General features: G+C 65.7%; 23 protein-coding genes. 13 read left to right on the top strand and 10 right to left on the bottom strand.

Translation table 11 applies throughout. The annotated features are described in order from the left end of the window. Positions 1–8 precede the first annotated feature (8 nt). From B8446_RS05250 to B8446_RS05240, 3 genes are all read left to right on the top strand, one after another. The gene (locus tag B8446_RS05250) at positions 9–743 is read left to right on the top strand and encodes an energy transducer TonB (protein ID WP_048847892.1); all 735 of its coding nucleotides are present in this window, start codon (positions 9–11) and stop codon (positions 741–743) included. Positions 744–898: 155 nt separating this feature from the next. Next, the gene (locus B8446_RS05245) at positions 899–1,558 is read left to right on the top strand and encodes an energy transducer TonB (RefSeq protein WP_048847890.1); all 660 of its coding nucleotides are present in this window, start codon (positions 899–901) and stop codon (positions 1,556–1,558) included. Positions 1,559–1,695: 137 nt separating this feature from the next. Further along, entirely contained in the window at positions 1,696–1,890 is a 195-nt protein-coding gene (locus B8446_RS05240) for a hypothetical protein (RefSeq protein WP_048847888.1), read from the top strand. Between the two features lie 171 nt (positions 1,891–2,061). Here the strand turns inward: B8446_RS05240 and B8446_RS05235 are convergent, their stop codons facing one another. From B8446_RS05235 to B8446_RS05195, 9 genes are read right to left on the bottom strand one after another with little or no spacing between them, the layout of a single operon-like run. After that, complete coding sequence (locus B8446_RS05235) at positions 2,062–3,051, bottom strand: MBL fold metallo-hydrolase (RefSeq protein ID WP_048847886.1); 990 nt, start codon at positions 3,049–3,051, stop codon at positions 2,062–2,064. Further along, positions 3,051–3,491 (bottom strand): SufE family protein, encoded by a 441-nt coding sequence (locus tag B8446_RS05230; protein ID WP_084712096.1) that lies wholly within the window; start codon positions 3,489–3,491, stop codon positions 3,051–3,053. The genes B8446_RS05235 and B8446_RS05230 overlap by 1 nt, the downstream gene beginning before the upstream one ends. 5 nt (positions 3,492–3,496) lie before the next feature. Further along, positions 3,497–4,810 carry an ATP-dependent protease ATPase subunit HslU gene (hslU, locus tag B8446_RS05225; protein WP_048847883.1) on the bottom strand — a complete coding sequence of 438 codons (1,314 nt, stop codon included), beginning with the start codon at positions 4,808–4,810 and terminating at the stop codon, positions 3,497–3,499. Beyond that, positions 4,810–5,400, bottom strand: coding sequence for an ATP-dependent protease subunit HslV (gene hslV, locus B8446_RS05220; protein ID WP_048848075.1), 591 nt, complete (start codon positions 5,398–5,400; stop codon positions 4,810–4,812). The genes hslU and hslV overlap by 1 nt, the downstream gene beginning before the upstream one ends. A gap of 53 nt (positions 5,401–5,453) precedes the next feature. After that, the gene (locus tag B8446_RS05215) at positions 5,454–7,385 is read right to left on the bottom strand and encodes a response regulator (RefSeq protein ID WP_241767639.1); all 1,932 of its coding nucleotides are present in this window, start codon (positions 7,383–7,385) and stop codon (positions 5,454–5,456) included. Continuing rightward, positions 7,382–9,319, bottom strand: coding sequence for an ATP-binding protein (locus B8446_RS05210; RefSeq protein WP_241767638.1), 1,938 nt, complete (start codon positions 9,317–9,319; stop codon positions 7,382–7,384). The genes B8446_RS05215 and B8446_RS05210 overlap by 4 nt, the downstream gene beginning before the upstream one ends. Continuing rightward, a complete protein-coding gene (locus B8446_RS05205; RefSeq protein ID WP_048847880.1) occupies positions 9,316–11,409 on the bottom strand; it encodes an ATP-binding response regulator in 2,094 nt (697 codons plus the stop codon). Before B8446_RS05205 ends, B8446_RS05210 begins: the two co-directional genes overlap by 4 nt. Before the next feature lie 9 nt (positions 11,410–11,418). Next, positions 11,419–13,095: a methyl-accepting chemotaxis protein gene (locus tag B8446_RS05200; protein WP_048847878.1), complete on the bottom strand. Its 1,677-nt coding sequence runs from the start codon at positions 13,093–13,095 to the stop codon at positions 11,419–11,421. Then, positions 13,092–13,577 (bottom strand): hypothetical protein, encoded by a 486-nt coding sequence (locus tag B8446_RS05195; protein WP_148505844.1) that lies wholly within the window; start codon positions 13,575–13,577, stop codon positions 13,092–13,094. Before B8446_RS05195 ends, B8446_RS05200 begins: the two co-directional genes overlap by 4 nt. Positions 13,578–13,764: 187 nt before the next feature. Between B8446_RS05195 and B8446_RS05190 the strand changes: the two genes are divergently transcribed. Next, on the top strand, positions 13,765–14,139 hold the full coding sequence (locus B8446_RS05190; RefSeq protein WP_373277129.1) for a hypothetical protein: 375 nt from the start codon (positions 13,765–13,767) through the stop codon (positions 14,137–14,139). An 89-nt stretch (positions 14,140–14,228) separates the two neighbouring features. Here the strand turns inward: B8446_RS05190 and B8446_RS16230 are convergent, their stop codons facing one another. After that, positions 14,229–14,648 carry a zinc-ribbon domain-containing protein gene (locus B8446_RS16230; protein ID WP_158507525.1) on the bottom strand — a complete coding sequence of 140 codons (420 nt, stop codon included), beginning with the start codon at positions 14,646–14,648 and terminating at the stop codon, positions 14,229–14,231. A 163-nt stretch (positions 14,649–14,811) separates the two neighbouring features. On the opposite strand from B8446_RS16230, the gene B8446_RS05180 reads away from it, so the two are divergent. From B8446_RS05180 to B8446_RS05145, 9 genes are all read left to right on the top strand, one after another. Further along, a complete protein-coding gene (locus B8446_RS05180; RefSeq protein WP_048848071.1) occupies positions 14,812–15,495 on the top strand; it encodes a cell division ATP-binding protein FtsE in 684 nt (227 codons plus the stop codon). Next, positions 15,492–16,415: a cell division protein FtsX gene (locus B8446_RS05175; protein WP_048847871.1), complete on the top strand. Its 924-nt coding sequence runs from the start codon at positions 15,492–15,494 to the stop codon at positions 16,413–16,415. The genes B8446_RS05180 and B8446_RS05175 overlap by 4 nt, the downstream gene beginning before the upstream one ends. Before the next feature lie 11 nt (positions 16,416–16,426). Further along, positions 16,427–16,996, top strand: coding sequence for a YdcF family protein (locus B8446_RS05170; protein WP_048847869.1), 570 nt, complete (start codon positions 16,427–16,429; stop codon positions 16,994–16,996). A gap of 10 nt (positions 16,997–17,006) precedes the next feature. After that, positions 17,007–17,789, top strand: coding sequence for a lysophospholipid acyltransferase family protein (locus B8446_RS05165; RefSeq protein ID WP_048847867.1), 783 nt, complete (start codon positions 17,007–17,009; stop codon positions 17,787–17,789). 230 nt (positions 17,790–18,019) lie between these two features. After that, positions 18,020–19,162, top strand: a complete 1,143-nt coding sequence (locus tag B8446_RS05160) for a DUF2125 domain-containing protein (RefSeq protein ID WP_158507524.1) — start codon at positions 18,020–18,022, stop codon at positions 19,160–19,162. Between the two features lie 153 nt (positions 19,163–19,315). Then, positions 19,316–20,737, top strand: coding sequence for a cytochrome ubiquinol oxidase subunit I (locus tag B8446_RS05155; protein ID WP_048847863.1), 1,422 nt, complete (start codon positions 19,316–19,318; stop codon positions 20,735–20,737). A gap of 6 nt (positions 20,738–20,743) precedes the next feature. Then, a complete protein-coding gene (gene cydB / locus B8446_RS05150) occupies positions 20,744–21,766 on the top strand; it encodes a cytochrome d ubiquinol oxidase subunit II (RefSeq protein WP_048847861.1) in 1,023 nt (340 codons plus the stop codon). An 11-nt stretch (positions 21,767–21,777) separates the two neighbouring features. Next, positions 21,778–21,909 carry a DUF2474 domain-containing protein gene (locus tag B8446_RS16410; protein ID WP_199484045.1) on the top strand — a complete coding sequence of 44 codons (132 nt, stop codon included), beginning with the start codon at positions 21,778–21,780 and terminating at the stop codon, positions 21,907–21,909. Between the two features lie 256 nt (positions 21,910–22,165). Beyond that, positions 22,166–24,682: a TonB-dependent receptor plug domain-containing protein gene (locus tag B8446_RS05145; RefSeq protein WP_148505856.1), complete on the top strand. Its 2,517-nt coding sequence runs from the start codon at positions 22,166–22,168 to the stop codon at positions 24,680–24,682. Positions 24,683–25,272 lie beyond the last annotated feature (590 nt).

Genomic DNA, 25,272 nt, shown 5'->3' with positions numbered 1-25,272 from the left:
AAGAACACATGCGCTTCATCACCACTCTTCTTCCTGACTCCGGCGTTTCACCGGCTGCGAGATATCGCACGGCACTGGGGGCTGCCCTCGTCGGCCTCTCGCTTTCGCAGAGTGGCGTGGCGCTGGCCGACGCCGGCAGCAACGAGGACAATGCGCGCATCAATCCGGCACTGACGCCTGCACCGGCCTATCCGGCGCAGGCGCTTGCGGCACAGGTCGCAGGCGAGGCCAAGGTCAGCTGCGACGTGACCGCGGACGGGCGCGCGTCAGCCTGCAAGGTGGTGTCCGCCAGTCTGCCCATCTTCGCCGATACGGTGCTGCAATACGCGTTGCATGCTCGCTATCTGCCTGCCTTGCACAATGGCCTGCCTGTGCCTGGGCACGCTGAAATCTTCATCAACTTTGCCTATCCGTGGCCGAAACATGCCCGGACGCAGACTGAACCTGCGATCGACTACATGGCATCGCCCCCGATGCCGCTCCCACATCTGACTGCACAGGACACCGGGCCGTCATCCGGCTGGGCCCATGCGCAGGTGCATTGCATCGTCGATGCGTCCGGCCACCAGCGGGAATGCTCGGTCACCTCGGACTGGCCCGCATTTTCCAGATCGCTGTCGCAGTTCATCGCGACCGCTCACTTTTTCCCGTCCATCCGTGACGGGGCGCCTGTCGAGGCCCCCTACGTGCATCCGTTTTCAGTGAACGTGAAGCAGGCGCCGGATGACGGGTTCGGTCAGTAACTCGGGGCGAAGCGCTTTCGGCCGCCCGAACGCCTGCGGTACTTTACGTGCCTGTGAAAGGCGGCATCGACGCCTTTTCCGTGCAATCGTGACAAACTATGCATGAAACCGTGAGCCTGCCGCTGTCGGCCTGGCCTCGATGAGAGGGACGCCCCATGTATCGTGCACTATGGCTCCTGCCGTTCTGCTGGATGCTCGGTGTTGCGCAGGCCCATGATGACGACAGCAACGATGACATTGCGCGGATCGACCATGCCCGCAGTCACACGGTCCCCTATCCGCCCGCAGCGCTCGAACGTCGTCAGGAGGGCGTGGGAAGCGTGGAATGCGACATCGCCGCAGAGGGACGCGCGACACGGTGCGCACCGGCCGGCGCAAGCGATCCCGTCTTTGTCCAGCCTGCCCTGCTCTATGCCAGCGAAGCGCGTTATCTGCCTTCTCTGGAAGACGGTGTCGCGAAACCCAGTCACAGGACGATCCGGGTCGTATTCCGTCTGACGCCGGTCCAGAAGCGGATCGATCTGCCCCTGTTCGACCACTGGCACAGCCATCGTCTGGTCTATCCGAAGGCCGCAATCGACCGCGACGCACGCGGCTCGATCGAGGCCCATTGCACGATCGATGTACAGGGCGTGCCGCATGATTGCGTGGCGACCGGCAGCGACTCCGATCTGGATGCGGCGGTACTCACCTATCTCAATGGGGCCCGCTACTATCCCGCCATGCAGAACGAGCAGCCTGTCTCCGCCACCTACTCGGCGCATTTCAGTTTTGCGTTGGCCAATTCCACCCGTGATGACGGTTTCGGCAACTGATACGGCAGCCGGGGACTTGTGAAACACAAGCTTCGCGCCCCACAATTCTTCCATCCGTTCCGTTTCCTGTCGGAAACGAACACGCGTCCTGGGCTCGGGCCCGCGCGTCAACTGCACGACTGAAGGAAATCATTCCGATGATCCGCAAGCTGGCTCTCGTCTTCGCCTCCGCCGCCATCATGGCCAGCACGTCGCTCGCAGCGCATGCGGCACCGTGTCGCGACGCGAAGGGCAAGTTCACCAAGTGCGAGACCGTGAAGAAGCCGACCAAGTGCCGTGATGCCAAAGGCAAGTTCACCAAGTGCTCGACAGCCGGTGCCAACCCGGCCTGAGGCAGCAGACCCGACGGCCTTGTCAGCTCCGGCCGGGCCGATCGCCCGCGCCGGAGCGCCAGAACACGACTTGGTCCATATCTTTATCGAATGCGACCTTGTCAGCGCCATCATGCACCGTCCGGCGCTTCATGAGATCCGTGCTCTGAAGCACATCGGAAATACCTGGGATCATTTCCACAGCAGCCGAAGCCCCTGCTCGGCGGGAATGAACCTGACACCCGTCGTATCATGGGCCGCCAGTTCGGACATGATAACGGTTTCCGGGCGTGGCCCGACACGCATCGACGGCTTCATGTGGGCTACCAGCACAGGCAGGCCGCGCAGTGAAACGCCCGCCACCGTCTGGAGGTCGCCCAGTTCGCTCGTCAGCCAGCGAGGCGTCAGGTGGCCGAACAGCAGCCGGTCCGGCCGCGCATCGTCATAGGAACATTCGATGATGATGCCGCGAAGTCGTCTGGCCCGGATGAGTGGTGCCACGGCCTGCCAGACATCATGCAGATGGGTGCTTTTCTCGATGGCATCGGCGCCGGTGTCACCCAGATAGAGCATCGCATTGCGGCCGCCCTCGATCAGGAACGCGGTGGATTCGACAGAGCCGTGGCTGAGCGGGAACGCCGTGATCGTGAGAGCCGTTCCCCGCACGGGCACGCCCTGGCCGGCGACGAGATCCTGGTAGTGATATTGGCGCAACAGCGGTGGCGTGCCGCGATCGCCGGCATTGGGCCACACGGCCCAGTTGAAGACGTTGCGCGCGAGCGTGTCATTGACACTGCGCAGCGCATAGATGGGCTTGGCCGCATCATCCGGCGCGATCGCGACCAGACCCGCGATATGGTCCAGATGCGCGTGACTGATGAGATACCCTCGGACGATCGTTCGCGCGACATAGCCAGGCCTGGTCAGACCGGCTGCCTGCGGCATCGCGATATGGTCGAGCGCCCCCTGTCGCTGAGCCGCTTCCAGCCCTCCAAGGACGGTTCCCGCATCGCATAGAACCGCGCGGTCGTCTCCGATCGGCTGAACGAGATAGGCGCTGAGATTCCCATCCTCGAGCCCGCCCCGCGCGCCGAGCACGGTGACGTCGAACCCGCCCGCACAGGCAACGGACGCCCATGCCAGCAGAGCGAGTGCCGCCACCGGCCGGGGCGTTAATCGCATCAGGCAGCCGCAGCCCGCGCCCGGATCGCGGCGGCCATCGCCTCGACCCCGTTTCCGCGGTTGGTGGACAGTGCCTGAACCAGCCCGAGATCGCGCAGGAACTGCGGGGAGGTTTCCAGGATTTCCGACTGCGGCCGGCCGGAATAGACGCGCAGCAGAAGGGCCACCAGCCCGGAGACGATCGCCGCATCCGACGCGCCCGCGAACCACAGGCGTCCATCCTGCTCGCGTGCCTCGAGCCAGACCTGACTCTGGCAGCCCGGCACACGATGGGCATCGTTCATCCAGTCGGATGGAAACGGCGGCAGCTTCCGGCCGAGCTCGATGATGTACTGGTAGCGCTCCATCCACTCATCGAACATGTCCAGCTCGGCACCGATCTCCGCGATCGCCGCCGATGCCGTGTCATCCTCCGGCGCGACCCAGGGACCGTCAATCACACCGCTCACAGAATGAACCGGCTCAGATCGCCCTTCTGGGCCAGCGGCGCCACGCGATCACGCACGTCGGATGCCGTGATCGTCACTGTCTCGCCCGAACGGTCGGACGCCGAGAACGACACCTCTTCCAGAAGCCGCTCCAGCACGGTGGCGAGACGACGCGCGCCGATGTTCTCGACGCGCTCGTTGATATCGGCCGCGAGATCGGCAAGCGCCTCGACCGCGGATTCGTCGAAGTCGAGCAGGACGCCTTCCGTCCTCATCAACGCGACATACTGCTTGAGCAGCGAGTGCTCGGGCTCCTGCAGGATCCGCCTCAGATCGCTGCGCGACAGCCCGGACAGCTCGACGCGGATCGGCAGTCGCCCCTGCAGTTCCGGCAGAAGATCGGACGGCTTGGCGAGATGGAACGCGCCGGAGGCGATGAACAGGATGTGGTCCGTCTTGACCGGGCCATACTTGGTCGAGACCGTCGTGCCCTCGATCAGCGGCAGCAGGTCGCGCTGCACGCCTTCGCGCGAAACATCGCCGCCCCGGAACCCGCCTTCCGACGAGCGCGCGCACACCTTGTCGATCTCGTCGATGAACACGATGCCATGGTCCTGCGTATGGGCCACGGCCTCGCGGGTCAGCGCATCGTTGTCCAGAAGCTTGTCTGCTTCCTCACGCACCAGATGTTCGCGGGCAGCGGCAACCGTAAGGCGCTTGCGCTGCGGCGCGCGGTTCATCAGCCCCTTCATCATGTCGTTGAAGTTGATGACGTTGCCCGGCTGCAATCCCGGCATGTCGCCCGCGCCGGCTGGCGCGTCCGACTGGACGTGGATCTCGACTTCCTTCTGCTCCATCTCGCCGTTGCGCAGCATCTGGCGGAACTTGAGCTTCGTGTCGGCCGACGACTTCTCGCCCACCAGCGCATCGATCAGGCGCGCTTCGGCTGCATGCTCGGCCTGCGCCTGAACGTCCTTGCGGCGGATGTCGCGCAGCATGGTCAGCGAGACCTCGACCAGATCACGCACGATCTGCTCGACGTCCCGGCCGACATAGCCGACCTCGGTGAATTTCGTCGCCTCGACCTTCATGAACGGCGATTGCGCAAGCCTCGCCAGCCGGCGCGCGATCTCGGTCTTGCCGCAGCCCGTCGGGCCGATCATCAGGATGTTCTTCGGCACGACTTCGTCGCGCATCTCGTCGCCAAGCTGCGCACGACGCCAGCGGTTGCGCATCGCGATCGCGACCGCGCGCTTGGCGTCGTGCTGGCCGATGATGAAGCGGTCGAGCTCCGAGACGATCTCGCGCGGGGAATAGTTCGGAACGTCCATCACAGAGCGACTCCTGTCCGCTCATCGCCCAGTGTTTCAACGATGACGGAATGATTGGTGTAGACGCAGATATCGCCCGCGATGCGCATGGCCCGCCGCGCGATGTCGGCTGCGGTCAGTCCATCGATTTCCGCCAGCGCGCGCGCCGCCGAAAGGGCGTAGTTGCCGCCCGAGCCGATCGCGATGATGCCGTCCTCGGGCTCCAGCACGTCGCCATTGCCGGTCAGCGTGAACGAGCGGTGCTCGTCGGCCACCGCCATCATCGCTTCCAGACGGCGCAGGTAGCGGTCCGTACGCCAGTCCTTTGCCAGCTCGACGCAGGCGCGCTCGAGCTGGTCCGGATAACGCTCGAGCTTGGCCTCCAGCCGTTCCAGCAGGGTGAACGCATCCGCCGTGGCGCCTGCGAAACCCGAAAGGATCGACCCCTTGGGCCCGATACGACGCACCTTGCGCGCGTTGCCCTTGATGACGGTCTGCCCAAGGGTGACCTGTCCGTCGCCCGCCATGGCGACCTGGCCGCCTCGCCGTACACAGAGAATGGTCGTGCCGTGCCAGCCGACCGGATCGTGGGTTTGGGATGTGCCTTGCATGATTGCCAAGAGATAGAGCAGACGCCCCGGATCACAAGTCTTGCGGACGCCGCTCAGGCCAATGCGCGCCGGACGGCCTCGTTGAGAGCGGCGGGCGTGAACGGCTTTGCCAGCACCGGCGCATCCATCGGCCAGCTCGCGGCATCGGCATAGCCGCTGGCATACATGATGCGCGGCATCCGGCCGCCGCGTGCGCGGATCGCCGCACCGCAATCGCGCCCGTTCATGCCGGGCATCAGCAGGTCGAGCACGACGAGATCGACCGGCGGGCCGCTGTCGAGACGCGCCAACGCCGCCTCGCCGGACCCCACGCCTTCCACGACATACCCCTCGCGACGCAGGAAGCCTTCGGTCACGAGGCGCACCATGGCCTCGTCATCGACGACCAGCACACGGCACTGACCGACACAGGTATGCGCGGCATCCGGCAACTCGGTGTTCTGCGCGCCCGGCACGCCCTTGGCCAACGGCAGCCACAGACGCACCTCGGTTCCTTCGCCCGGCGCGGTCTCCACACGGATGTCGCCCCCGTTCTGGCGCAGGAAGCCGAAAATCGTGGACAGCCCCAGCCCCGTTCCGCGCCCGGTCCCCTTGGTGGTGAAGAACGGCTCGAAAACCCGTTCGGCGACCTCCCGTGTCATGCCGCAGCCCTGATCACGCACGCTCAGCACCACATACGGCCCGCTGGCCAGGATCGGATCGCCCGCCCCCATCTCGCCCCGATGCAGGGCGATCGTGATGGTCCCGCCCTGGTCCATGGCATCGCGGGCGTTGATGCACAAATTCAGGATCGCCATTTCCAGCTGGCTCGCATCCGTCTGCACCAGCGGGACCGCTTCGAGCACCGGCGCCATGACGACCCGGCAGGCCGTCTCGGCGGCACTGCCCATGCCGGGCCGGATCATGCTCTGCGCCAGCAGGTCCTCCATGCTGCGCAGAAGCTGTGCCACATCCACCGGACGCAGCGTGGTCGGCGTCGGCCGGCTGAAATCGAGCAGCCGCCGTGTCAGCGTCGCGCCGCGCCGCGCCGAGCCGGTCGCGTTCTCCAGCAGGCGCCGCATGGTCGTATCTTCGGGCAGCAGATCGTCCAGCAGCTCAAGCGAGCCGATCACCGCCGTCAGGAGGTTGTTGAAATCGTGCGCAATGCCGCCCGCCAGCGTTCCGAGCGCACGCATCTTTTCTGACTGACGCAACTGCGTCTGGAGCTGCACGCGCTCGCTGACATCGCGATCAATGCTCACCTGCCAGGCCGGATGATGCGGCAGCGCCTCCTCGCCTTCCGGCCATGGCAGCGCAACGCGCAGGATCTCGTGCCAGTGACCGTTCTGCGGATCCTGAACCAGCCGCTCGTCGCGTCCGACATCGCTCACGCGCGCCCGCATCATGCCGATCAGCGCCTGTTCCCACGGGGCCGCACCCGTTTCCTCCGGCAGCGCCGTGGCCTCGTCAGCCGGCCGATCGTTGCGCCGCATGCTCACGCCATGCTCGTCGGTGAAGACGAGACGCATCGGCAGATTGTCCATCAGGCCACGCAACAGCACGCGCTCGGTCAGCAGGGCACGCTCGAGCCGGTGATGTGCCGCCGCTTCGCGCACCATGGCGCCCAGCGTCTCCGCTTCCCACGGCTTGTGCGCATAGAACTGGATGCGCCCCTGATTGAGCGCCGAGGCGACGGACGCCAGATCGGCATATCCGGTCAGCAGGATGCCCTTCGCATCCGAAACCTGCCGTGCGCGGGCGAGGAATGCGTCTCCGTTCAGCCCCGGCATGCGCTGGTCCGACACGATGACGGCGACATCGGGATTGCGGGCCAGCAGGTCGAGTGCTGCGAGCGGGTCGGTGCTGGTCAGAAGGTCGAAATCATCCTCGAACAGATCGGCCAGCGCGACCAGGATCTCGGGCTCGTCATCGACCAGAAGTATCTGCGCCCGTTGGGGATAATGCCCCTCGCGCCGGTTCACAGCGTTCGTACCCGCCTGACTCACGCCGTCATCTCCTCGCTTTGACGATTCGCCTGTCTCGCGACACTCGCGCCTTCGCGCGTCAACATCACCGGGACCGACAACGTGAAGCGCGCGCCGCCCTTCGGCGCATCGTCGACCACGATCTGCCCTGCATGTGCCTCCACCACGCCGTAAGCGATGGCAAGTCCGAGGCCGGTGCCCGATCCCACGGGTTTCGTGGTGAAGAACGGCTCGAAGATGCGCGCACGGATTTCGGCCGGAATCCCCGGACCGTCGTCGCTGATGGAGATGACGTAGCGCGCCTCGCCATCGCCCGAGGGCATGCGCGCCTGACCATCGGCCGGGGTGAGCCAGCTTCGGATCGCGATATGCCCGCCATGGCGTCCGTCCTCACGCCCCAGCAGCGCATCGATCGCATTGGCAATGATGTTCATCACGACCTGGTTCAACAGGGCCGGCTGACAGAAAAGCATCGCAGGTGCATCCAGCGTCCGGCTGACCGCGATCTCTCCGCCGATCTTGTGCGCCAGCAGGGCCAGCGCCGTCTCGATCGATTCCGGCACGTCCACTTCCTGGAACGCTCCTTCGTCAAGGCGCGAGAAGCGGCGCAGGCTGAGCACGAGGTTTTGGATGCGCTGCAGCCCGAGCCGCATCGAGCCTATCCGGGCCTCCGCACGATCGAGCAGCGCCAGTCGCTCGGCCCGCATCCGGTCATCCGTGCCATCGGGGGCACCATCGGTTCCTTCCAGCCGCCGGAGCCGGTCCAGCGACCGCGTCACGGTCCCTTCATGCGCGAGCGTGAAGGCGAGCGGATTGTTGATCTCGTGCGCGATCCCCGCGACCAGTTCACCCAGCGACGCCATTTTCGCCGTCTGGACCAGCTTGGCCTGCGTCTCGATCAGCCGCGCATTGGTCGTGCCGAGTTCCGCATTCGCCTGCGCCAGCGCCTCCGCCAGCGCGGCCTTGGCCGCGATCGCCTGCGCCTCGCTCTGGGCGGTCTGGAGCGCCACCTCACGCACCTGACGCTCGATTTCCGCCTGTCGCGATTCGTCCTGGATCAGCTTGCGCCGCACCATGACGCGAATGCGCAGTGCCAGCGTATCCCGTGCGATATCGCTCGGCACGAGATCATCGAGACCCGCTTCGAAGAGATCGGCCGAGGATTCCTGACGGAAGCTTCCGGCATCGATGATGCCCAGCATCCGGAACGGGATGCCGCCCGCATCAAGGATGTCCTGACGCCGCGCATCCAGCCGGCGGCAGAAGCCGACGTCGTGGCGCAGCGCGCGCAGGCGGTCTTCCTCGCGATGGGCATGCGACAGGTCGATGACGAGGCAATCCGGCCCGTCGTCGCCGCTCAGCCAGGCCCCTTCCGTGAGGTCGTCGGATGCCTCGATCGTGGTCACGGTATGCCCGTCGCGCCAGAGAAGCTCGCCCAGCGAGGTCTCGTGCGTTTCCGGGAGATCGCCCACGTCGTCGGCTGCTTCGTCGTCGAAGACGCGCTCTTCGCTCGCGCCGGTGACGATCACGATCCGCGCGCGCCGGAAGCGTCCCGCCTCCTCGGCGATCAGGTCCGAGCCGTCCCGCAACAACGCGCGGATACGCAGGACGAGCAGATCCGGGTGCGCCGATTTCGAGATATAGGCGTCAGCCCCGGATTCCAGTCCCTCGCGCTCGAGTCCGGGGGCCGCATCCTCCGTCAGCATGAGGACCGGGATGGAGCGCGTGGCGGGGTTCATGCGGAACTGACGGGCCATCTGGCCGCCGTTCATGCCCGGCAAATGGTAATCGGCGAGGACCAGATCGGGGATGGCCCGATCCATCATGGTGAGCGCGCTCTCGCCGCTTTCGGCCTGTTCGACCAGGAATCCCTGACGCTCGAGCATCCGTCGCAGCTGCAACGCCTGCGTCGGCGAATCCTCGACCAGCAGGATGTGCGGTGCGATTTCGCTCACCGTGTTCGATCTCCCTCTGCGTCGGGCAATCCGACGCCCGCCTGTGTCCCAGCCAACACCCTGCGGACGGTTGCAATCAACCGTCTTTGATCGGTTCCCTGCTTTGCCATGACAACCCGCACGTTCGGCCCGAGCGACGCCGGATCATTCCCGGCTTCCTGCGCCAGATCATGCCCCGTCATGACGACGACGGGAACGCCTGCCAGTGCGGGATCGTCCGCCATGGCCGCCAGCAGGCCGGCACCGTCCAGCCCCGGCATCTCGAGATCGGTAATGACACAGTCGATCGCAACCGTTCGCAGCAGGTCGAGGGCCTGCCCGCCATCGGACGCCGACATGACCACGAACCCTTCGGCCCGAAGCACCACGCGGGACAAGGCGCGGACGGTCGCGGCATCGTCGACGACCAGAAGCCGCGTGAGCTGCGGCCCGGCATCGCGCCCTGGCAGAATATCCCGCCGCGTCGAGGCACGCGCCAGAAGGACGCGCGTGTCCAACAGCAGGACCGGCACGTCGGCAGACGGCCAGCACAGTTCCGGTGCCAGCGCCCGATCGAGACCGGGCCAGTCGGCCCGTTCGGCCAGAAACACCCGGGCATCGGCAATCGCATCCACGATCAAACCGACCGTCATCGCGCCCGCCGACAACACGACAACAAGCCATCCCTCCTCCGGCATGACGGCATCCGTGTCTCGTCCCACCAGCCCTGAAAGCAGAACCAGCGGCACGCGCATTCCGCCGTCGCGGACCGCGTCCTCGGATGGCGGCGCAAGTGCGTCGATATCCCAGACATCACGTCCATCGACCCGGCGGATCACGCCGGAACGCGCCCGCCCGAGCCTGCGGACAGCGAGCCCATCCAGGCCCCATGTCTGCCCCTCAACCTGGACCAGAAGCACGGCCCGCTCGCGACGCGGCAGCGGCAGAGCAAGGCGGACAATCGTGCCCCATGGTTGCCCACGCGCCATGACCGCATGACCGCCCAGCGCGCGGACCCGCTCGGCCACGATCGACAGGCCCATGCCCCGCCCGGCGATTTCGTCGGCCTGGCCGCGCGTGGAGAAGCCGGGCCTGAACACGAAGGCGAACAACGCCTCTTCGGTCAAAGGCACATCAGGCTTCACGAGGCCAAGAACTTCCGCGCGCGCCCTGATTGCCGCAACGTCAGGACCCCGCCCATCGTCGATAACCTCGAGCATCAGCACGGACGCTTCGACAGAGGCAGAAAGGGCAAGGCGGATGGTCTCGGGCTTGCCTGCCGCACGGCGCGCAGCCGGCGGCTCCGCGCCGTGCGCGATCGCATTGCGCAGCATCTGGATCACCGGATCGCGCATGGCCTGGATCGTATGACGATCGATGCTCAACTCCATGCCCGACAACTTTACGTCGACCGCATCACGTCCCGTGATGTCACGGGCCATCTGCCGGACCATGCCGGCCAGGGGCGCGAACACGTCGCCGACCGGCATGAGGGCCGCTGCATGAATGTCCTCGCGCAGATGTGCCAGAGCATCACGCAATGCGCCGTCAGCCAGCTCCCGGTCACGTCGGATCATGTCGAATGCGCGCTGCACGCGGCCGAGTTCACCAGCCGGGGGACGCGTCCGCTCGGGGAACAGCGAATCGAGCGCGGACCAGATCCGCCCCTGTGCCTCGACCGCCGCGACCACGGCCCGAAAGGAGGACGTGAAACTGTCGATTCTGGCCTGGGGCAACTGCACGTAGCGCTCTGCGATGTCGGGCTGCGCGTCGCCTGCGTCCAGCTCGGCCACAGGTGCGGCCTTCGGCTGCTCCATCTCGGCCTCGATCGCATCCAGCCCGCATTCGAGATCGCGCAAGGCTGCCTCGTCGAGCCCCCGATTGGCGCGCACCAGCACCTGCAGCCTGGCTTCGAGCCCGTGTGCCAGCGTCTCGATCGACGCATATTCGACGGCACGCGCCGCGCCTTTCAGGGAATGGACGCGTCGAAAGACATCGGCCGTCATCGCTGGATCGACGCTTGTTCGGGCCGTCAGCGCCTTCAGCACGCGCATGTGGGCGCGATACTCGCCCTCGAAGACCGCCAGCAGCTCGCGACGCAGCGCGTCCACTGCCGCGCCTCAGACCCGGTAACGTTCGGTCAGCACCAGCATCTGGCGCGACAGCTCGCCCAGTGCCGCGGCGGCGCCATCGAGTTCGCGCGTCCCCGATGCCGCATTCTCGCTATCCTCCCGGATGCCGGTCAGCGCCCGCATGACCTGCTCGATGCCGGCCTGCTGCTGCGCAGTGGACGCCGCGATATCCTGGAATGCCAGGACGCTCGTCTCGATGCTGGAGGCCATCCGCGCGATCACGCCGGAGGCGAGATCGGTCTGATGCTGACCCGCCGCGACCCGCTTGCCCGATTCCTCGGTCAGCGTGACCGCCGTGTCGATCCCGCGCTGAACGTCGCCCAGAATGGCCCGCACATGCCGCGTCGCCGCACGGGACTGGTCGGCCAGAACCTTCATCTCCGCTGCGACGACGCCAAAGGAGCGCCCATGCTCTCCCGCTGCCGCGGCCTCGATGGCCGCATTGAGCGCCAGGAGATGCGAGCGCTCCGACAGATCCGTGACGCTTGAGATGATTTCGCCGATCGCTTCGGTCCGTTCGGACAGATCGGCGATATTACGTGACAGGACTTCGCCCCCCGCCTGGATTTCACTCATCGCGCGGGCGTTCTCGCCGGCCGCCTGCAGCCCGCTTGCCGACATGTCGATGGTGCCCCGCGCCTGGGCGATCAGCTCACGCGCATGGCGGCTGATTTCCGCACCGGAGCGCGTGATTGCATCCACGCTCGATGCCGTCTCCCGCACCGCGCCGAACTGCCGGTCGATACTGCTCGTCTGGGCACGGGCCGCCGAGCGCATGTCGGCGACGGCCCTGTCCAGATCGTGCGTCAGAAGGCGGCTCTGGCCTGCGATGTCCGCCAGACCGTCGATCATCTGGTTGAGCCCCTCGGCCAGACGCGACAGCTCGTCCCGGATCCGCTGGCTCGCCTGCGCGCGCACCGTCAGATCCCCCTGCCCGGCACGCTCCATCGTCCGCAGGATCGAATGCAGAGGCCCGAGGATCGCATTGCGCGTCCAGAACGTCACCAGCACCGCGACCGCGACCGCTGCCGTCAGCAACACCAGGAGCGACCGGCGCGAGAAATCGTACATGGCGCCGCTGGCGTTCTGACCCGCCGCGACCGCACCTTCGAGAGACAGGCCCGCCGTCGACAGCAAGGTGTCGATCTGGGCTTCCAGATGTTCGTCGTTGACCGCTTCGCTCTGCGCCGCGCTGACATCGCCCGACCGGACGGCGGCAAAGATATGCTCCGCTTCCTCCTCGCTCTTGCGCAGCACGGCGAGCGTTTGCGACAGGGTGGCCGATACATCGCGATACGCGGCCCGGCGCGGCTGGGTCATGCTGTCCTGGCTGGCGATCAGCGTGCCCTGCCATGCATCGCGCAGCAGGCTCTCGTTGTTGGCGGCTTCCTGGCGCCAGCGGGCCACCATTCCATCCAGACGAGACGGATCGTCCCGGAGCGTCCCCGATTCATAGGCTGAGAGGATCTGCAGGCGCTGCGCCAGAAGCTTGCCCTGCGAATCACGCACACGATCGAGCTGGCGATAGACGTAGAAGTCACGGCTGACGATCTGGGCCGTCTCCTGCCGCACATCGCGGATCTGCGACAGCGCATAGACGCCCACGAGCAGCAGCAGCGCGACACCGACGGCGAACCCCGCCAGCAGTCTCAGGGCAATGGTCATGCTGCGTGTTCCACGTCATCCGCCAGAAGGCGAGCCAGATCGATCACGGCGTCTTCTCCTCCGGCAGCGTCGCTCTGCACGTCGATCACGGAATCGACCAGAAGCGCCAGGCCGGGCCTCATCAGACCGCCCGCACCGACCTGCGTGAGCCATTGCGACGACAGGCACAAGACGCGCGCCTCGGGTCCCTTCACCATGACACCGCTCAGCAGGACCGTCAGGGAAACAACGCCGTGAACCACGCCGAACACCGCGACCATGCCCACCACGGCATGCCAGAGCCGGTCGTCGAGCGCGGGATCGCGCGGCATCGCGAACACATGGGCAGGCTCGATCCGCCGTATGGCGGCAAGCGGAAGGCTCACCACGCGTCCGGCCGCCGTGACCACCAGCCGGTCGGAGCCGCTTCCCGGGAGCCCTGATCCACCCGCCGGCTCCGGGGCTGCTCCATGCGGTCCAGGCTTGTGCGGCAGGTCAGACATCGGGACCACGATTGCATTTGCCGCGCGTGACGGCTACCTCCACACGACAAATGACAGGTCTGAAGCCCCAAGCCGCACCGGCCCCTGCCGCGGAACGGCGCGTCCTGATGACGCCTCCAGAATAAGGTCCGAACCGATGGACATGCCGCCTCGCGAGCACGGGACAGAAGGATATGGCACCCGCATGATGCGTCCGCGCGTGAACGACACGGGCTCCAACCCGAATGTCATTGCGATCCTGCGCATGGCGCTGTGGTCGGTCTGCTACTTCGTTTTCTACTTCGGCCAGCAGATCGCCGAGCTGCTGGCACCTCTGGTGCTGATCCTGGGGATCGGCTGGGCGCTTCTGCCGCACGTGGTCGATGCCATCACGACCAGCCTGCCCAACGCCGATCCACAGGCCCGCGACGTCATGAATCACGTGGCCGGCAACATCCCGCAGCAGATCACGCTGGCCGGACATCTCATGACCCCGTCCTCGCTGATCTTCGACGGGTTTCTCCTGATGGCGCTTGCAGCCATCGGCGCCACGATCTCGGCTCTCGCCGCCCGCAACATGTAAGTCGCCCCCGGCCGACCGCAGGACACCAAATGGTCGGCGCAGGGCCGTTCGCCACGGACGTATGACCGTGGCCGCGTGCCACATGGCCGTCAGAAGACGGCGTGCAGACCCGCGAACAGGCGCGCAAGCGGTGGCCAGGCATGAGACAGCGGCAGCTGCCAGCGCCAGCACGCCGCGCATGTTCCGACCATCAGAACAGCCGACCCCGCCCAGGCCACCATCCAGAAGCGGGGCCCGCCAAATGGCGGTGTTACAGCGACTTCGACGGGGCGTGGCCGGTCGGTCTCCTGTGAAATCGGCGGCTCAGGCGTGCGAAGTGGCGGCTCGTCCGCCGCACGCTCCGGTTCGGCGACGGGATCGGGCAGGACTTCCCACTCCGTCGCAGGCGCGGGCAATGCGTCCGTCTTCCACACCGTATCACAGCAGGCGCAATGCATCCGGCGCCGTCGGGCCGCTAGGATGTCCGGAATTTCATAGAGCGCCGCACAATGGGGACAGGTTACACGCATCGGCGCTCCGGCTACGACATGACTTGACGGCGGTGCCTGCGCACCGAACCAATAAGCTTTTCGGATCTGCCGCCATGGGCGCTCCTCTCCTACAAGGCCAGTCCTTAACGGACAGTAAATGCAGCACCATAGTGCCTGCGCGCCGCCGGCGTGCGGCCGCGCCATGATCCGCCTGCGCAACCTGTGCCTGACGGTCGGCGGGGCCGCGAACGGAGGCCGAGGCCGGATCGTGCTCGACCAGGCGAACTGCGACATCCCGCAGGGCGGCTTCAGGTGGCTGCTCGGCCCCTCCGGCGCGGGCAAGAGCACGCTCCTGCGCGCATTGCAGCTCGCGCACCCCCCCGAACGCGGCACGCTCGAGGTCCTCGGCGCGGATCCGGCCCATGCCGGGCGCCGGGCGACCGCTCGCCTGCGACGGCGGATCGGCGCCGTGCATCAGGATTATCGCCTGCTTCCGGAACTCTCCGTGTTCGACAACGTGGCGCTGCCGCTCCGGCTCGACGGCATGGCGGAGCGATCGATCCGCGAGGAGGTGGACGCCATCCTGTCGTGGCTGCGGATCTCGCCCCTGCGGGACCGCAGTCCACGCTATCTCTCGGGCGGCGAGCAACAGCGCACGGCCATTGCGCGCGCACTCGTCAAGCGCCCCGGCCTGCTGCTGGCCGACGAGCCCACCAATGCCCTCGACGAAACCGAATCCCTGCGTCTCGTGCGCCTGTTCGAGGAGTTGTCGGGACTTGGCACGACGGTCGTGATCGCAACCCATAACCCTGCCCTTCCGCGCCTTGTCCCGGCCCGCGCGCTCGTGCTCGACGGGCGCGGCCAGATGGTGGAAAGCGCGCCATGAACCGCACGCGCGACGCACTGGGCCTTGGTCGTGCACTGCCAGACCGCGCCCTGATCGCCGTGGTCCTGGGCATGACCCTGCTGGCGGGCCTGGCGCTGGGCGGTGCATTCGCGGCGCGTCTGCTGGCCATGTCCTGGCTTGGAGATGCGCGCGGCATCGCCATGGTGGAGCTTCCGGCGCAGACGGGAACGAAGATCGACCCGCTGATCCAGAATCTGCAGGCCGCACCCGGGATCATGTCGGCGCGCGTGCTGCCGACCGATGACGTCGCACGACTGCTCGGCCCGTGGCTTGGCAGCGGGTCGGCAGCCGAACCGGCATTGATGGCGGGACTGCCGACGGTGATCGAGGTGCGACGCAACGAAAACGCCCCTGATGCCGATCTGCAGGGCCTGATCCACGCCCAGGCTTCCGATGCCGTGATCGCGGAAGACCGGCACTGGACCCAGCGCCTGTCACTGTTCGCCGGCAGCATCCAGGCGTGCGCATTCTGTGTGGTGGCCCTGGTGGCTGCGATCGCGGTCGTGATGATCGGCGTTGCCGTACGCGGTGCCCTGAGAGTGCGGCGCGTGCCGATCGAGATCGTCCACGACCTCGGCGCGAGCGACGGTTACATTGCCGGCATCGTCGCGCGCCGCGGTCTCGTTCTCGGTCTCGTCGGGGGCATTCCCGGCACCCTGTTCGCATGGGGAATGCTGCTGGCACTAGCCCGGCTCGCGGCCCCGATCACGGAAGAGCCCGGGCCGGACGTTACGTCGCAAGGTGCGGCGGCTGCGATGCACGTTGCCCTGTCCTGGCATGACGCCCTGCTGCCGCCGCCCCTCATGTGGGCACTCAGCACCTTGCCGGTTGCGTCCGCGCTTCTGGCCTGGGTCACCGCGCAGGGCAACGTGCGGCTCTGGTTGCGTCGCCTGCCGTGAGCCGGTCGCGCATGTCGTGGCAGCGGTTCTCCCTGCGGCTGATGCTGTTCGCCTTCGTGCTCTGGGCAGCAGGCTTTGCAGTCTTTGCAATCGATTCGCTGACCCCGCCCTCGCCGCCGCCCCGCTGTGACGGGATCGCGGTCCTTACCGGCGGTCAGGACCGCATCTCGGCCGCCTTCACGCTCCTGCGCGACGGATATGGCCAGCAGCTTCTCATCAGCGGGGTCGGCTCCCATGCGACGCTGGCCCAGCTGGGCGAACCCGGCATCTATCGGCTGTCGGACCGGATCACATTGGGACGCCATGCCATCACGACCATCGGCAATGCGATGGAGGCAGCCCAGTGGGCACATGCGAACGCGCTGCACAGTGTCATCGTCGTGACGGCCGGCTATCATATCCGTCGCGCGCTGGTCGAACTGCGTCGGGCGGCGCCGGATGTCCGGTTTACCGCCTATGCCGTCCAGCCCCCGGCGCTGCGCCATCCGGCAACCCGCGCCACGGCATTCCTGCTTCTGCGAGAATACACAAAGCTGCTCGGCGCATGGGTCGGGGTGACGCGCGGCAATCCGATGGCCTAAGAACGCGCCCATGGCATTCTTCCGCTCCTGCGTGTTCAACGCGTACTTCGTGCTGCTGACGATCGTCATGGGAATCGGCGCGATCCCGGTCCGGCTGACGGGCAGCCGCGAGCGTGCATTGCGCTATGCGCAGGCATGGACGGCAGCCACGATCGCGGGCTTGCACCATATCTGCGGGATCGAACTCGAACTCATCGGCACCGAGAACCTGCCGGAAGACGCGCCCTGCCTGATCGCGTCGCAGCATCAGTCGGCGTTCGACACGCTGGTCTGGATGAACCTCGTTCCGCGCCCGGCCTATGTGATGAAGAAAGAGCTGACGAAAGTGCCGCTGGTCGGCCCGATGCTGCTACTGTCGGGCATGATCCCTGTGGAACGTCTCGCAGGCGCATCGGCTCTCCGCGGGCTTCTGCGCGGCACGGAAGCCGCGATCGCGGACAGACGGCAGATCATTGTTTTCCCCGAAGGCACACGGACCCGGCCGGGAGAGCGCGTGCCGCTCCAGCCCGGCATCGTCGCAATGGCACGGCATGCGCCGATCGTGGTGCCGGTCGCGACCAATTCCGGGCTGTTCTGGGGGCGCAATGCATTTGTGAAACGCCCTGGCCGTCTTGCCATCGTGATCGGTCAGCCGATAGAAGGCGCATCGCGCGCCGTCCTGATCGCGGCTCTGCAGGGCGCCTGGGACTCCCTCTCTCAGGCACATAATCTTGTCCCCAGTCAATCCCGTCCTGTGGATAACTCTGTGGGCACGCCTGCGGAAGACAGGGTGAATTCCGGCGGAAGCCTCTGAATTTGCAGAAACGCACGGACTGGAAATTATCTTTGTCCCAGGCAGTTTCAACGAGCATGTCTGTCCGCCTTCGGATCTTTCCCGGCCCGATCGCCGCAGAAAAGCGCCATTTCTTGCCAAATCGTCAATCCCGGCCTGTCTGCCTGGGTATTTTTTGACGCCCGGCTGCCGGGATACAGTGTCGGCAGGACCTCATGTGGATCGAACCTGTGGATGAAATGCGCAAGAATGTGAGCCGTCGTAGCCTGATCATGGCGGCGCCCCTGATTCTCACCGCAATTTCAGTCGTTTCCACAGCGCTCTGGTATCGTGCGGAACAGGTCCTCGATGCCCGCGCTGCGGAGACGATCGCGACCTTGCGCCGGGACGGCTTCAGCGTCTCGTTCAAGGCCCGACATCACGGCGGCTGGCCGCTCGCCGCAATCCTCACATTCGATGCGCCCCGGGTTGCGGGCCCGGTCCAATTGCCGCCCGGCACGAATCCTATGCCCGATGGTCCTGCTCCTGATGGGACCACGCCCCATGGAACCCTTGCATGGGGGGCGACACGCCTGATCCTGCGTATTGATCCGTCGGCACCTGCGACATTGACCGTCGGCGCGAGCCCAGATCAGGCGCTTGCCTACACGCCTGACGGCACTCCCGGGACACAGCCCCGGTTATGGATCAGGGCCGGCGAAAGCTGGGCGCATCTGCGCGGCGTAAGCACGACGCATCCGGACGCCCACGTGGCATTCGAGCGACTGGCCGTGACATGGATCGACGGGGGACGGCCGGTCACCACGACGCTCTGGGGCGTCGCAGGCATGGTGCTGTGGCGTCCGCATGCCGCACCCGATACGACGATCGCCGCAATCGACGCGCACGCGGCCCTGCTTAATTCGGACGCCCTGCCCGCCTGGTTGCGTCCCTGGCCCTGGACGGCGCCGGCGGCACAGATCGCACTCGTCGCACCGCGCACTGGCGAAACGAAAAGGCGTCTGCTGGTTCAGTCCCTCCAGACGGAGATCGGCGGCGCGCAGGCGCGGTTCGCCGGAATCTTCGCAAGCCCGACACTGACATCGCAAGCTCCGCGCTGGCCGGATGGCGACGGAACACTGGAGGTCGACGGCGCCTACGCGATGCTCGACCGCTGGCTCGACTGGGCCATTCGCCATCCCAATGATGACACGGTTCCGATCCGCCTCGATCCTGCGACCATCGTCGCGGTGCGCCGTCTTCTCCCCCGGGCGCCTCGTCGCCCGGACCGCCTGTACCTGCCCGTCACGATCCGGCAGGGCGCGCTCGACCTTCCCGGCAATCCTTGGGCGCATGACGTGACGCGCGTGCTGGGCGGCATGCCGTCGCCGCCTCTCGCCCAAGGTGCTCATTGACTTTCCAGCAATATCACACGAAAATGTGATCAATAATTTCGGTCCGGATCTCAGTCCGGGATACGATCTGCGGCGTCTGTCTGTTCTGCGGTGGCCGCCTGCCTGAACGTATGCACCGCCCGGTCCTCTCTCACCTCGGAGCGGCACAATTCCATGTCTTTTCTGACGGCATACCATCTCGCGCGAATGCAGTTCGCGTTCACTGTCGGTTTCCACATCGTCTTTCCGGCGTTCTCGATCGGGCTGGCCGCCTACCTCGCGGTCCTTGAAGCGCTGTGGCTGAAGACCGATCGACGGGTCTATCTCGACCTCTTCAAATACTGGCTGAAGGTGTTCTCCGTCGTGTTCGCGATGGGCGTCGTCTCCGGCCTCGTCATGTCGTATGAATTCGGCACGAACTGGTCCCAGTTCTCGCAGAAGGCCGGGCCGGTCCTTGGACCGATGCTGGCCTATGAGGTCATGACGGCCTTCTTCCTGGAGGCGGGCTTCCTCGGCGTCATGATGTTCGGGCTCGACCGCGTGGGCCGCCGCCTGCACTTCGCGGCAACCTGTCTGGTCTCCATCGGCACCCTTATCTCGATGACGTGGATCCTGGCGTCCAATTCTTGGATGCAGACCCCGCGCGGCTACATCATCGACGCGGCGACGGGCCGGTTCCTGCCGAAGAACTGGTTCCAGATCGTCTTCAACCCGTCGTTCCCCTACCGACTTGTCCACATGGGTCTCGCGGCCTTCCTGTGCGTCGCCTTCGTCGTGGGCGGGGTCGGTGCATGGCATCTGCTGCGTGCGAAGCGCACCGGCACCCACGCGCCGGAAGCCGTCCGCGTCATGTTCTCGATGGCCATGTGGATGGCGGCCATCGTCAGCCCGATCCAGATTCTGGCCGGTGATACGCAGGGCCTGAACACGCTGGAGTATCAGCCGGCGAAGATCGCCGCGATGGAAGGCGACTGGGTTTCCGAGGACCACGCGCCTGAGATCCTGTTCGGCATTCCGGACATGCAGGCCGAGACCACGCGCTACAAGATCCAGATCCCGCTTCTCGGCTCGCTGATCCTGACGCACAGCCTGAATGGCAAGGTTCCCGGCCTGAAGGACTTCCCGAAGCAGGACCGCGCGCCGTCCCAGATCGTGTTCTTCAGCTTCCGCATCATGGTGGCGCTGGGCATGCTCATGGCGCTGCTCGGGATCTATTCGCTGTTCCTGCGGTGGCGCGGCACGTTCTACAGCAACGCCCTGCTTCTGCGGGCGGCGATCCTGATGGGACCGGCGGGCTTCGTCGCCCTCCTGTGCGGATGGATCACCACTGAGGTCGGGCGGCAGCCGTTTACGGTCTATGGCCTCCTGCGCACGGCGGACAGCGTCTCGACCGTAGCCCTGCCGAACATGGCCGCGTCCATGACCGGCTTCGTGATCATCTATTTCATCGTGTTCGTGGCGGGCGTCACGATCCTGTTCCGCATGTTCGGCGATGCGCCACATGAAGGCGAGACAGGCCCGGATACGCATGAGCCGCAGCGCGCGGCAGGCATGACGCAGGTCTCCCATCAACCCGAAACCGGCATGGCGGAGTAAGCCCGAATGGTTGATCCTTCCTTCTGGCTCCCCGTCATATGGGCCGTGCTCGCGGCCATGGCGATCCTGATCTACGTCCTGCTGGACGGTTTCGATCTCGGCGTCGGCATCCTGTTCCTGGGCGAGCGCAACCACGACCATCGCAACACGATGGTCAACACGGTCGCCCCCGTCTGGGACGGCAACGAAACCTGGATGATCTTCGGCGGCGCCGCGCTCTACGGCGTGTTCCCCGTCGCCTACGGCATCATCCTGCCCGCGCTGTATCTCCCGATCATCGGCATGCTGCTGGCGCTGATCCTGCGCGGCGTCGGGTTCGAGTTCCGCTTCAAGATGCGCTCGGCACGCAGCCAGTGGCTGTGGGACAATGCGTTCTGCTACGGCTCGATCGTCGCGGCGTTCTGCCAGGGCCTGATCCTGGGCACCCTGATTCAGGGCATTCCGGTTCGAAACAACGTCTTTGTCGGCGGGTCCCTCGACTGGGCGACGCCTTTTGCCGCGTTCTGCGGTGTGGCTGTCGTCATCGGCTATGCGCTGCTGGGATCGACCTGGCTCGTCTGGCGCACGGACGGTGAGCTGCATGACACCTTCCGGAAAGTGTCGATGCCGCTCGCGGCCGTCGTCTTCGCCCTGATCGTGCTGGCCTCGCTGTGGACGCCTCATCTGCACGCCGACTACATGCTGAAATGGACCGAGTGGCCGCAGATCGCGCTCGTCCTGCCGGTTCCTGTCGCGGTGGTCGGTCTCGGCATCGTGCTTGGCTGGAGCCTGACACGGCCAAGCATTCACATCCTGCCGTTCGCCTGCGCGATCGGCTGGTTCTTCCTGTGCTTCAGCGGGCTCGGGATCAACATCTGGCCGCATATCGTGCCGCCCTCGATCACGATCTGGCAGGCTTCCTCTCCGCCATCGAGCCAGGCCTTCGTGCTGGTCGGCGCGATGTTCCTGCTGCCGACGATCATCGGTTACACGCTCTATTCCTACTATGTATTCCGCGGGAAAGTGACCGCGGAGCAACACTACCACTGAGGCATCACAGCATGACGGACCAGCGCCCGGGCGGCCTTCTTCGCAAGACGCTCTGGTTCGTCGGCCTCTGGGCCGCGGGCGTGGTCACGGTCGGGGTCGGCGCCGAGGCGCTCAAGCTCCTGATCTTCGGTCACACTCACTGACCCTGCCGACCTGAGAGCCGAAAGGCTCCAGGCGCCCTCGCCCGTCCCGCCATCGATCTGTTGCAGAAATACCAGATCCGACAGGCAGCTTTACAAAGCACCCCCGGCAATCGTTGACGCTCCCGCCGGCGCGCAATACCCAAGCGGCTATATTTCACGTCGTTTCGGTGTGCATAAAATGAAATACTATGAAAAATCGGCAGTTGTGCACAAGGCGTTGCGGCGGGGGCAACTTCTGCTCCTCGGCACGGCGCTGATGCCTGCCCTTGCCGTAGCAGAGCCAGACGCTGCAACGACAGCCCAGTCGACGGCACATGCGACGCGCAGCACTTCCGCGCACGGAACCCGCGCAGCAGCCGCACCCTCGCGGGCTCCCGCGACGACCAACACCTCGGCAACCGCCCAGGGTGCGCGCGCTTCGTCCGCTCCCGTCCGACCGGCGGCATCGGCACCGGCACCGGCTTCATCCGGCGAAAGCATCGTCGTGACCGGAACGCGTGAAACCGGCCGCCGTGCACGCGACAGCCTGTCCCCGATTGATGTCGTCAGCCACCAGCAGCTTGCGGCAACCGGGCAGCCGACCCTGCGCGATGCACTGTCCCTGTTGCTACCATCCCTCACCACGCCGACCGGCGGGTTCGATACCGGCGCCCTGACCGACACGATCAGCCTGCGCGGTCTCAATCCCAACGAGACGCTCGTTCTCGTGGATGGCAAGCGCCGTCACAGCACGGCCAACATCTATGCCGATCCGGGTCCCCAGCAGGGATCGACCGCGCCCGACATCGACATGATCCCGATGGCGGCGATCGACCATGTGGAGGTGCTGCGCGACGGCGCATCCGCGCAGTACGGCTCCGATGCGGTCGCGGGTGTCGTGAACATCATCCTCAAAAAGCAGCCGAGCGGGTTTCATGCCCAGTCCATCAGCGGCATCACTTCGGAGGGCGACGGCTTTCAGCAAGGTGTGTACCTGGATGGCGGCCTGAAGCTGGGATCGCGGGGCTGGGCCCATATCAGCGGCGACTTCGTCCATATGGATCCGACATATCGCAGCGCGCGCGACAACCGCACGAACACCTACGTCAACAATATCCTCGGCCAGCCCGAACAGACGCGCGAAACGGTTGCGATCAACGCGGGCTACGACCTGACGGACGCCATCCAGCTCTACGGCGATGCCACATACGGCCACCGGCATGCGCAATCCTACCAGAACTACCGGCTGCCTTCGTCGCTCAGCGCCTATCCTGGCTATGCCGCGCTCTATCCCTACGGATACTCGCCTCTGGAGACGTTGAATGAAAACGACGTCGAGGTGAAAGCGGGCCTGCGTGGTGAATATTCAGGCTGGCACTGGGATCTGTCATCCGTCTATGCGCGCGACTTCGACGATATCGGCCTGGAGAATTCCACCAATACGGCGCTTTACGCGGCGACCGGACGGACGCCGACGAGCTTCGACGTGATGGGCTTCAACAACACGACGATCACGAACAATTTCGACCTGTCGCGCCGTCTGCATTTCGGCTTCTGGCCCTATGCGATCAACGTCGCAGGCGGCGCCGAGTATCGCTACGAAGCCTACTCGGTGGGTACCGGGTCACCCGACAGCATCTCGACGCCGTACGGCTATGGCAGCGGCGCCGATGCGCTGCCCGGCACCAACCCGGCCAATGCCGGCAATTCCAATCGCGATGTCACCGCAGGCTATCTCGATCTCTCGACGCATCTGACGCGCGCCTGGCAGGTCGATCTCGCCGGCCGCTACGAGCACTATTCGGACGTCGGCAACACCCAGACCGGCAAGATCGCCACGCGCTACGACGTCAATCGCAGGCTCGGCTTCCGGGCGACGATCAGCAACGGCTTCCACGCGCCCACGCTGGCGCAGGAGCATTACAGCGCGCTGAACGTGTCCCCCACGGCGGCACGTGGTCTGATCGCGGTCAATTCGCCCGGCGCTGTGGCGAACGGCGCATCGGCTCTCAAGCCCGAGCGCTCGACCAACGTCGAGGGCGGCGTGATCGCCGAGCCGATCCAGAACCTCCACGTCACGGCTGACGTCTATCAGATCGACCTGCGCGACCGGATCCTTCCCGGCGGCAGCATCGTCGGCTCCGCCGCCCAGAGTGCCCTGGCACTTGACGGGTTCAGCCTCCCGGCCAGCGCCGCGACCTGGGGGTCCGGTGCGGTCTCCGCCAACTGGTTCGCCAATGTCGCCTCCACGCGCACCCAGGGGCTCGACCTGACGGCGACGTATCTGACCCGCCTTGGAAATTACGGGCGGATCGACTGGGATGCGGCCATCAACCTGAACCGCACGCGCCTGCGTCATCAGTCCGACAGCGCAAGCGGTGCGCCACTGCTGGACGCTCAGAGCGTTGCCTATCTCACAACGGCTTATCCGCGCAGCAAGATCATCTTCGGCGGTCGCTGGACCCAGAACCGCTGGACGGTCGGCCTGCACGAGATCCGCTGGGGCCAGACGACGGACGAACTCACCTGGTATGCGGGGCCGCTGGCGCTGAACGGCAATCATATCTATCGCCAGTGGCATAACGAGCCGCGCTGGACGACCAATCTGGAAGTCTCCTACCGCGTGACCGATCGCTGGACGGCAACGCTGGGCGGCAACAACATCTTTGCCTCCTATCCCACGAAAGTGCCGGCGGCGAACCGCTATCTCGGCGCGCCGCAATACTACCCGAGCACGTCACAGCTCGGGATCAATGGCGGGTTCTATTACCTGCGCGTCAATTACGACCTGTAATCGACGCTCTGCCGGCATCTGGAAGGCGCAGTTTTGCGAAACCCGGCGCTTTCCAGCTGCACGGCCATTCGGCATACGCCGTAAGACACTTAGTTTCGGGGCTCGGCCGGCGGCTGGATGATTCCAGCCACGGTTTTCCCTGCCCGCGCTCGTTCCTGACATTGCCATCTGCATGATTAGTCCGCCGCGCCCGTATCGCACCCCCGGAGCCGCTGCGCCGCCGTCTTGACGCGGCAAGGACGCGATGCAGGGCTGAGCAAACGTTGAAATCCGCATACTTCTTTGCCTGGGCCCTCCCTTTCCGGCCCGCCGGGCAGGTCCATGATGGCGCTCCGTGCATACGCTTCGTTCACTGACGAATGCGGCATCGCCCGTCGATTCTGCTGCGCGCGCTCATCCAAGGTGATTTTGCAGCACTGCGTTAACGACACTTTAACGGTTAAAGTATAAGAGAAGAATAGGAAGCGTTAATAGTTTATTATTCGACCCGATTTCGAAACTTTACTGTTAGAAATACCCATTCAGCGTGATATCTGCCGCGCCACTTTGGAACATGCCGCCGCACACGACGCGTCAATGGGCATGTATAG

The organism is Tanticharoenia sakaeratensis NBRC 103193 (assembly GCF_000963885.1).
Classification (GTDB): Bacteria; Pseudomonadota; Alphaproteobacteria; order Acetobacterales; family Acetobacteraceae; genus Tanticharoenia; species Tanticharoenia sakaeratensis.
This window is presented reverse-complemented; position numbering and strand designations above follow the sequence as displayed.

Coding starts and splice junctions, on each gene's coding strand:
- B8446_RS05250 (WP_048847892.1), top strand. CDS start 9: ATGCGCTTCATCACCACTCTTCTTCCTGACTCCGGCGTTTCACCGGCT.
- B8446_RS05245 (WP_048847890.1), top strand. CDS start 899: ATGTATCGTGCACTATGGCTCCTGCCGTTCTGCTGGATGCTCGGTGTT.
- B8446_RS05240 (WP_048847888.1), top strand. CDS start 1,696: ATGATCCGCAAGCTGGCTCTCGTCTTCGCCTCCGCCGCCATCATGGCC.
- B8446_RS05235 (WP_048847886.1), bottom strand. CDS start 3,051: ATGCGATTAACGCCCCGGCCGGTGGCGGCACTCGCTCTGCTGGCATGG.
- hslU (WP_048847883.1), bottom strand. CDS start 4,810: ATGGACGTTCCGAACTATTCCCCGCGCGAGATCGTCTCGGAGCTCGAC.
- hslV (WP_048848075.1), bottom strand. CDS start 5,400: ATGCAAGGCACATCCCAAACCCACGATCCGGTCGGCTGGCACGGCACG.
- B8446_RS05200 (WP_048847878.1), bottom strand. CDS start 13,095: ATGACCATTGCCCTGAGACTGCTGGCGGGGTTCGCCGTCGGTGTCGCG.
- B8446_RS05195 (WP_148505844.1), bottom strand. CDS start 13,577: ATGTCTGACCTGCCGCACAAGCCTGGACCGCATGGAGCAGCCCCGGAG.
- B8446_RS05190 (WP_373277129.1), top strand. CDS start 13,765: ATGCGTCCGCGCGTGAACGACACGGGCTCCAACCCGAATGTCATTGCG.
- B8446_RS16230 (WP_158507525.1), bottom strand. CDS start 14,648: ATGCGTGTAACCTGTCCCCATTGTGCGGCGCTCTATGAAATTCCGGAC.
- B8446_RS05180 (WP_048848071.1), top strand. CDS start 14,812: ATGATCCGCCTGCGCAACCTGTGCCTGACGGTCGGCGGGGCCGCGAAC.
- B8446_RS05175 (WP_048847871.1), top strand. CDS start 15,492: ATGAACCGCACGCGCGACGCACTGGGCCTTGGTCGTGCACTGCCAGAC.
- B8446_RS05170 (WP_048847869.1), top strand. CDS start 16,427: ATGTCGTGGCAGCGGTTCTCCCTGCGGCTGATGCTGTTCGCCTTCGTG.
- B8446_RS05165 (WP_048847867.1), top strand. CDS start 17,007: ATGGCATTCTTCCGCTCCTGCGTGTTCAACGCGTACTTCGTGCTGCTG.
- B8446_RS05155 (WP_048847863.1), top strand. CDS start 19,316: ATGTCTTTTCTGACGGCATACCATCTCGCGCGAATGCAGTTCGCGTTC.
- cydB (WP_048847861.1), top strand. CDS start 20,744: ATGGTTGATCCTTCCTTCTGGCTCCCCGTCATATGGGCCGTGCTCGCG.
- B8446_RS16410 (WP_199484045.1), top strand. CDS start 21,778: ATGACGGACCAGCGCCCGGGCGGCCTTCTTCGCAAGACGCTCTGGTTC.
- B8446_RS05145 (WP_148505856.1), top strand. CDS start 22,166: ATGCCTGCCCTTGCCGTAGCAGAGCCAGACGCTGCAACGACAGCCCAG.